This window comes from Vibrio sp. MMH1-50, from assembly GCF_022347645.1.
GTDB lineage: Bacteria > Pseudomonadota > Gammaproteobacteria > Enterobacterales > Vibrionaceae > Vibrio > Vibrio harveyi.
Map to the genome: position 1 here is coordinate 1 of NZ_JAKRGG010000067.1, position 6,709 is coordinate 6,709.

Annotated in this window: 8 protein-coding genes; all 8 read left to right on the forward strand. The window is 38.2% G+C overall.

What is annotated here, in order from left to right; translation table 11 throughout:
- The first annotated feature begins 196 nt into the window (after positions 1-196).
- The 8 genes from MHO32_RS24825 to MHO32_RS24880 all read left to right on the forward strand — a co-directional run bounded on the left by MHO32_RS24825 (position 197) and on the right by MHO32_RS24880 (position 6,257).
- The gene (locus MHO32_RS24825) at positions 197-1,027 is read left to right on the forward strand and encodes a hypothetical protein (protein ID WP_239214784.1); all 831 of its coding nucleotides are present in this window, start codon (positions 197-199) and stop codon (positions 1,025-1,027) included.
- A 198-nt stretch (positions 1,028-1,225) separates the two neighbouring features.
- On the forward strand, positions 1,226-1,660 hold the full coding sequence (locus MHO32_RS24835; protein ID WP_239214787.1) for a Panacea domain-containing protein: 435 nt from the start codon (positions 1,226-1,228) through the stop codon (positions 1,658-1,660).
- 7 nt (positions 1,661-1,667) lie between these two features.
- Positions 1,668-2,111 carry a hypothetical protein gene (locus tag MHO32_RS24840; RefSeq protein WP_202640163.1) on the forward strand — a complete coding sequence of 148 codons (444 nt, stop codon included), beginning with the start codon at positions 1,668-1,670 and terminating at the stop codon, positions 2,109-2,111.
- A 177-nt stretch (positions 2,112-2,288) separates the two neighbouring features.
- The gene (locus MHO32_RS24845) at positions 2,289-2,912 is read left to right on the forward strand and encodes a hypothetical protein (RefSeq protein WP_239214790.1); all 624 of its coding nucleotides are present in this window, start codon (positions 2,289-2,291) and stop codon (positions 2,910-2,912) included.
- 182 nt (positions 2,913-3,094) lie between these two features.
- A complete protein-coding gene (locus MHO32_RS24850) occupies positions 3,095-3,739 on the forward strand; it encodes a hypothetical protein (RefSeq protein WP_239214793.1) in 645 nt (214 codons plus the stop codon).
- Positions 3,740-3,945: 206 nt separating this feature from the next.
- Positions 3,946-4,569 carry a hypothetical protein gene (locus MHO32_RS24860; protein ID WP_239214796.1) on the forward strand — a complete coding sequence of 208 codons (624 nt, stop codon included), beginning with the start codon at positions 3,946-3,948 and terminating at the stop codon, positions 4,567-4,569.
- Positions 4,570-4,713: 144 nt separating this feature from the next.
- Positions 4,714-5,091 carry a hypothetical protein gene (locus tag MHO32_RS24870; RefSeq protein ID WP_025769014.1) on the forward strand — a complete coding sequence of 126 codons (378 nt, stop codon included), beginning with the start codon at positions 4,714-4,716 and terminating at the stop codon, positions 5,089-5,091.
- 665 nt (positions 5,092-5,756) lie between these two features.
- Positions 5,757-6,257, forward strand: coding sequence for a hypothetical protein (locus MHO32_RS24880; RefSeq protein ID WP_239214799.1), 501 nt, complete (start codon positions 5,757-5,759; stop codon positions 6,255-6,257).
- Positions 6,258-6,709: the final 452 nt, after the last annotated feature.

The window sequence follows — 6,709 nt, forward strand, 5'->3', positions numbered from 1 at the left end:
CAATATCTTGGAGCGCATAAATAGAAGTAGCGCATGTACTAACAAATTGCTTAAGAGTGATTCGTAACGCGTGGCATTTTTACTTTGCGGTGGCTTATGGTGATTAAGGCGCTGTGCGGTAGCTTTTTTATTGCGTTACTCACACCTTAGCAAGGCGTTATGTGAATTATTGGAATCCTACGTAAGTGATTGAAATATGATTTCTGAAGATAACTGGCAAGATCACTATTGGAATTATTTGGCTCGCCTCGAAGTCGGTGCAATCGACCGAAGTTTTGAAGACTTAAAGCCTTGGGATTCTTTAGCTGAAGATTGTATGAACTTAGCTATTAAAGCTCCTTTTCTCAAAGGTAAGAACTCAGATACAAAATCTATTAAGCTTTCTGCTGCATTTTTGAAACGTACCATGAGTGATTTTAGAGGTGCGTGGTTATTGATTAATTGGGGTTACCCTTACCAAGCAGCGTGTGTCGCTGCTTCGCTTTATGAAAATGCACTTGTTGTTAACTGTCTTGTTGAACGTCAAGATTTGGCTGATGAAGTTCTACTTAACAAGAATGGAGATGTTCCTTGGGGTGCTCAAAACCTTTGTAAAATGGCTGCACACAAAGATTTATACGGAAATATTCCAGATAAATTTCCAAATGATGATAAGTTTAATACAGCTTGGAAAATGTGTTATCACAACTACAAGCTATTATGCAAAATGAAGCATCCTACATTACAACAGGTAGCAGATGAGACAAGTTCTGCCTTAAATCATAAAGGTGAGTTTGCAGTGATTCCATTGCCGGACACTCGTAACGAAAGTCTCGCTTTGAAACATATGTTAATGATTATCTGTATTTCTAAACTGTTTTCCGCAGCCAAGTGTTTTGCAAAGGCAGTCGATTGCGCTTCTGATGATCCTGAGCATGAGCAGTTTTATGGAGAAGCAATTAAAGCTTACTCTAATCTCAAAAAAAATATCGGTGAAAGTAAAATTAAAGATATTTCGATCAAAGCATATGGGTTTAAATTCACATAACAAACAATTTAAGAGTGATTCCCCACGCTTGGCATTTTTGGTTTGGGTTTAGTTTAGTGTTTACGGCGTCCAAGTTGAGTGTAGTGGTAGCGTGGCTCACACCTTAATTGGGCGTTATGTGTTTTATTTGACCTGTGAACTATACTGTTTATACATTCAGTGTTAGACTCTCACGGAAATAAAGTTAGGAGATTTGTAATGATAACTGCACTTGATGTTGCTAAGCTTCTGATAAGTAAGCAAGATCCAGAAGATAGTGATTTGTCCAACTTGAAATTACAAAAGCTAGTTTGGTATTGCTACGGTTTTTACGGTGCTTTGACTGATAAAAAGCTCTTTGAAGATGAAATTATGGCTTGGGAGCATGGGCCAGTTGTACCATCGATGTATCATGACCTTAAGAAGTTTGGTAGAAACCCAGTAGAGTTTGATATTGAAGAAAATCTAGATAATAAGTTTGATGCTGAACAGCTAGATATTATCTGTGAAGTTGCTGAGGTTTTTGGAAAATACAGTGCTTGGAAACTCAGAAATATGACTCATGAGGAATCACCTTGGTTAGAGCATGAAGCAAAAGCTGAAGTTATTCCTTTTGAAGAAATTGTTGAGTACTTTAAAACAAGATTGAATTAATAACTCTATGGGAAAAACTGTTAAAGGTAAGATCAAAGGTGCAGATACCGCATCTAATAACGTTCAGGCTAACCAATCTCGCTTTCAGGTTAATGAAAACACAAAGGATTATGAAAGTAGCAATATAGTTTTTTCATTAGAAAGGGTTGTTAACGGAAAACATTGTTTTAGTAAACTTGATAAACACCATAAAGCATTTTTTGCTGAAGCAATGTTTCGTCGTAAAGATTTTACTTGGACGTCAATTCAACAAGAAGATCGCCACGGTTTAGGTTGTGAGAAAATTGCAAGGTCTTCTATTAAAGTCGCTATTCCAAAAGAAATACCAGATGATACAGAGTATTTTTTAGCATTTAGATATAAAGCTAAACACCCGATGGTGGGCATCAGGCGACAGAATATATTCTATGTTCTTTGGTTTGATCACGATTTTAAAGTTTATCCGCACTAAACACATAACAAAGCATTTAAGAGTGATTCCCAACGCTTGGCATTTTAGTGTCATCGTTGGGTTTTGTGTTTATGGTGTATTGGTTTAGTGCCGTGGTAGCGTTGCTCACACCTTAATGCGGCGTTATGTGCACGTCAGAGTCGGATTGTTTTACGAGAAATAAAATTAGGTAACAGAATGAAGTGGTGGGAAAAAACGGTTGAATATACATTTGTACTTCAAGCCGCACAGAGTAAGATCTTTAATCTATTTATGCCTTTAGATGGCAATGTGGAATCTATAGGAGATACTGTTGTTTGCAATGACTCAGAGTTCTATATTATCGAGTTCAAAAAGAGTCTTACAGACCTGTCCGCAGAGTATTCTAAGTATAAAAATGGCGAAGCTGGTTATCTACTAGCTGTTAAGGAAATGGGAAAAATAGATGCTTCGCATGCTCATTTCTTAGTCGGTGGGAAAGAAGTTAAAGATAAAAAATATCTTCAACTTGAAATAAGGAAGTATTTTGAACCAGATGGTTATACATCTTCTGACATTAATGTGATTCTTGAGAACGGAATGAGCTTGGAACAGCTAAAAGAATACACTAAAAAAATAACATCATTTAAAGCAAATGGTGACTCGGAGTCTTCGGGGGAATCTTCTAGTGGGGGGTTGGTTAGTCAAAGTGTACTAGCTGTTTCAAGGTCAAGGAAGAGAGGTACTCTCATTCCACTTGACTATTTTAAACCACCCGCACCGAAGAAAGATTTAAAGAAAAATATAACCCATAACTATACCACTACTAGAGGTATGTTTTAGATGGCTCAATTTTCACTTAAATCCTATGCACATAACAAACAATTTAAGAGTGATTCACCACGCTTGGCATTTTTGGTTTGTGGCTAGTTCAGTGTTTACGGTGTTAAAATTTAGTGTCGTGTTAGCGTGGCTCACATCTTAATTGGGCGTTATACCTCTATCAATAAGGAGAACTTTTTAAAGTGGAGTATTTGACAAGGTTTGGAGCTAAATCTGGTGCGGTTGCTCTACTTATTTTTGGGATTTATGGTTTTTTTGTAAACCTTTTCATTGGGTCTATTTGGGGATTCTCAGACCCTTTGCCTGACGACACGATGGCAGCAGCCACAGGACCATTGTCCATAGCAACTTTTGCATTGTTTATGTTGTCAGCACTCATATTCGTTGCAATAGTAACAAGGTTAGGAACAAGACCTGTTGATCTAAGTGACAAGACAAAGCTGTTTATGCGATTTACGGTCAGGATAGTTGAGGCTACCGTTGTTATGGGGCTAGGTATTATTGGAGCGTTGGTAGGGCTAGCTCTCTCTGCTCATTTTCTTGAAATTATTCAGTGGGTAAGTGTTTCTCCCCATCCGATTCTTTATGCATTGGCTGCAATGATCTTCGCAATAACTTTTCCTTTTGTGGTCTTGATTATAAGTTTGTTTGATCACTCCCGCTCATACAAGATGACACTTGATATAGCTAGTGGGTTATATGTTCTATTCGTAGTTGGTCTGTTTGTCTTAGCTGAACTCTACGAAGCAGTCGCTTATTTGGGGGCTGCAATGAGTGTGTTTCTTATTGTTCAATCCATAAGAGCTAGGTTCGCAACCGAGGTATAACAAACTGTTTAAGATTGATTCGCAACGTGTGGCATTTTATTATGCGTTGGTTTTAGTGATTAAGGTGGTTTGCGGCAGCATCGGTATAGCGTTGCTCACAGCTTAACAGGGCGTTATGTTGTAATCATGGGGGATATCACACATTGCTTAAAAGAATAGGGTTATATCTGAGGGAAATATGTTCCATCTTTATCGGCTTTTATCTGATGGCTATCATTCTTGTTTATTCGTTAGATACAAAGCAAAGTTTTGTGTCGGTGCTAAATAGTTTAGGTATTTTTCTTTCATCAATTGGTGTGGTTGTGGCTATTTTGACAGTTCTCCAGCAGCACTACTTGCACCAATCTAAAGAAATTAATGCGGCTGTTAATTCTTCAAATAACTTTATGTTCAAGTTAAGTTGTATGTTGGAAGTCTACGGCTGCATAAAGCGAAATTATCTTGAACAATTTGATAAGCAAGCGGGCGATATAGAATTACTGGATGGTGACATTTCTGATTGGTTAGTCGAAGTTGATTTGGAGACGAACATCTTTATATCTGAGCTTGATTCACACGTCTATGTGGATTCTTATTATGCTATTTTTAACTACAATCGTTATATTGAGGGGATATTTCGTTGGCAAAGAAATCAAAAAGTACATAGTGATGATGAGAATATAATATATCTTACCGAGCGCTTGAATGGTTTAGAAGAGTTCGGTAGCTCGCTTATTGAACTACAAGAAAAAATGCACAAATTGCTAAGGAATAACTTCCCGCAACATTCGTTCTTTAACTCAAGTGTTACACATGATGAATTTAAAAACTTGGCAAAAATTACAACATAACAAATTGTTCAAGAGTGATTCGGCACGCGTGGCATTTTTACTATGCATTAGTTTTGGTGGTTAAGGTGGTATGCAGGAGCTTCAGTATTGCGTGCCTCACACCTTAACAAGGCGTTATGCGACCCAGTAAAAAGGAGTTTCAAAGTGGAAGAAATAATTGATCAATTGGTTTCTCAGGGGTACGAAATATCGGGTAGTAACTCAAAGATTAGAGTAAAGATTGGAGGTTTCGCGGGTAAGGCTACAATTAGCAAAAATTATTATTCGAATACATTCGTCGTATCTAGTCATACTTGGATTCAGTTACTATCTTTGACGTTGATCTTTTCTTCTATCATGTCATCGCTCTACAGTCAGTGGGGGCAGCCTGAATTAAGTGGATCTGTGTGGTTTGGTTTGTCGGTTGGAATCCCCCTTATAGTTGTTGGATATGTTTCAGCGATTATTTCAGAAATTCAATTACAACCGATACGTCAAGTTGTGCGAATGGCAAATTCACGGTTATCATCACCAATCGCATAACAAACTGTTTAAGAGGGATTCGCAACGCGTGGCATTTTTACTATGCGTTGATTTAAGTGTTTAAGGTGGTATGCAGCGACTTCGGTATTGCGTTGTTCACCCCTTAACAGGGCGTTATGTACTTTTCGAAAAACATTCTAGGAAACGTCTTAGAATCAGTCGTAAGCTTAACTAAATTAATGATTTAGGGATAAATATGATATTCTCAGAGATTGAACAAGCGCGCTACAAAAAGGCAGTCGAAAAGTATCTGGATTCTTGTCGTACACCAGTGGAAATCCGTAATGAAGTTGATATAGGTTAACCACTATTTAACCAAGGCTTCGTGAATATAGTAGACCTAGTCTCGCTTGTTTCTTTTGATGTTTATTACAGCAGTGCATTCACCAACTCTTGTAGACATTCGATAGACATATTACCTATCACGTAACCATTTTGACTCCATGAGAGTTACTGGAAATTATCTACAGCAATTGTCACTTTCAGACTTATATGAGTTAGTTGATCGATTGAGTTGGTATTGAGGTTGCTTCACCGACATTTAGTGAACATGATTCTCACACAGTAATAATCATCATGTATTTGCACTCTAGACAAATTTAAGTCTTAAACATAATCTCTGACGCCCTGTAAAACACCTATCTTCCTAGTTTTTGGCGGTACAAATGAATAAACTACTTCTTTCATCATCTATTATTGCTATTTTGTCTGGCTGTGCTGTAAAACCAAGTGCGCCTCTTGCAGAAGTAAAAATGTTTGGTGGAATGCCACCGTTAATGCAGTCATGTGAGATGCCTCAAAGTTATATTGAGCGATTCTCCGAAATGGGAGATATTTGGTTCGAACAGTATCAACAGGATGAATACATAATTGAGACCCTCAAAAGTGAGTCAGCAAAAGCGACCCTAATTGTGGTTGATACTGAGATGTGTATGAGGGTGGAGGAAACAGCAGCTCTTATCATTCAAAATGTTAACGCTAAAATTGCACGCGATGAAGCAGAATCAGAGGCTCGTTGGAAGGCGTTTGCACAAGGTTTAAATAAGACTAACCAAGAGCTTAACAACGCAAATGAGCAGTGGCATTCAACGGCACCGCAAGCTCCTGCTATAAGAACACCGGTAACTTGTCAGCCGAACGGTGCTTATGGCGTAACTTGCTTCTAAAAAGTAAATAATAATAACGGCAACAAACCATAAATGTTTTGTATTACCATGAAGCAAAGCCACACATTTTTGGATTGTACTGGCTGAAGTGAATGATGAACTCATGTTGCTCGCGACGGCGGTGCGAACCTCATAGCCCCGATTGTGAGCCGCAGGGCCAAGACAATGCGAAATACGCGAAATAAAGCATGGTTGCTGAACGGTACTCGGGAGAATGTCTACAACTTAACCACGTACATAACAAGCAATTTAAGAGGGATTCACAACGCTTGGCATTTTTGCTTCTACTTCAAATTAAGTGTTTATGGCACAATTCTTTAGGTTTGGGTGGAGGCGTTGTTCACCCCTTAATTGGGCGTTAAGCTACTTATTTGACCTAAGGAGGAAGTCTTATAAATGTCTGATGAAGTAAGACGTGAATTTATTGTAAGAATTGAAGATCTTCGAGCTCA

Excerpts from the sequence above, each read along its gene's own strand:
- MHO32_RS24825 (WP_239214784.1), top strand. The coding sequence starts at position 197 with ATGATTTCTGAAGATAACTGGCAAGATCACTATTGGAATTATTTGGCT.
- MHO32_RS24835 (WP_239214787.1), top strand. The coding sequence starts at position 1,226 with ATGATAACTGCACTTGATGTTGCTAAGCTTCTGATAAGTAAGCAAGAT.
- MHO32_RS24840 (WP_202640163.1), top strand. The coding sequence starts at position 1,668 with ATGGGAAAAACTGTTAAAGGTAAGATCAAAGGTGCAGATACCGCATCT.
- MHO32_RS24845 (WP_239214790.1), top strand. The coding sequence starts at position 2,289 with ATGAAGTGGTGGGAAAAAACGGTTGAATATACATTTGTACTTCAAGCC.
- MHO32_RS24860 (WP_239214796.1), top strand. The coding sequence starts at position 3,946 with ATGGCTATCATTCTTGTTTATTCGTTAGATACAAAGCAAAGTTTTGTG.
- MHO32_RS24880 (WP_239214799.1), top strand. The coding sequence starts at position 5,757 with ATGAATAAACTACTTCTTTCATCATCTATTATTGCTATTTTGTCTGGC.